Below are 943 nucleotides of genomic sequence, written 5' to 3' on the forward strand. Positions count from 1 at the left end.
AAGGCGATCGAGGCGCTGGCGAAGCTCGCGCCCGAAACCGCGACCGTGCGACGCGACGGCCAGACCAGCGAAATCCCGGTCGAGCAAATGGTCGTTGGGGATGTCGCCATCGTCCGCCCGAACGAGCGCCTGCCTGCTGACGGCTTCGTCATCACGGGCACCAGCGCGATCAACCAAGCCCCGGTGACCGGCGAGAGCATCCCGGTCGACAAGGTGCCGGTCGCGGACGCGGCAGCCGCCCGCGCCAAGCCCGATGCGGTCGAGGCGGAGAGCCGCGTCTTTGCCGGCACGATCAATGGCGGCGGCGCGATCGAGATCGAGGTGACGCGCCGATCCAACGAGTCCGCGCTCGCCAAGGTGGTGAAGATGGTGAGCGAGGCGGAGACGCAGAAGTCGCCGACGCAGCGCTTCACCGATCGGTTCGAGCGCATCTTCGTGCCCGCCGTCCTGATCCTGTCGGTGCTGCTGCTGTTCGCCTGGGTGGTCATCGACGAGCCGTTCCGCGACAGCTTCTATCGCGCGATGGCGGTACTGGTCGCAGCGAGCCCTTGCGCGCTCGCGATCGCGACGCCGAGCGCGGTCCTGTCCGGCGTCGCGCGCGCGGCACGTGGCGGTGTGCTGGTGAAGGGCGGTGCGCCGCTCGAAAACCTCGGATCGCTCAAGGCGATCGCCTTCGACAAGACCGGCACGCTGACCGAAGGGCGCCCGCGCATCACCGATGTCGTGCCCGTCGACGGCACCGACGAAGGCGAGCTGCTGTCGCTGGCCGTCGCTGTCGAGGCGCTGAGCGATCACCCGCTGGCCCAAGCGATCGTCAACGACGGCCGCGAACGCCTGAATGGGCGCCCGTTGCCCACCGCTGGCGACCTCAAGAGCCTGACCGGTCGTGGCGTCACCGCGAGCGTGGATGGCGAGACGGTGTGGATCGGCAAGGCCGAGATGT

Annotated in this window: 1 protein-coding gene; it reads left to right on the forward strand. The window is 69.1% G+C overall.

The window, feature by feature from the left end:
* A partial coding sequence (locus tag AX685_RS03965) for an HAD-IC family P-type ATPase (RefSeq protein ID WP_156445656.1) occupies positions 1 to 943 on the forward strand: 943 nt, incomplete at both ends.

The sequence above is a fragment of the Sphingomonas sp. CCH9-F2 genome (genome assembly GCF_001556735.1).
Classification (GTDB): Bacteria; Pseudomonadota; Alphaproteobacteria; order Sphingomonadales; family Sphingomonadaceae; genus Sphingomonas; species Sphingomonas ginsenosidimutans.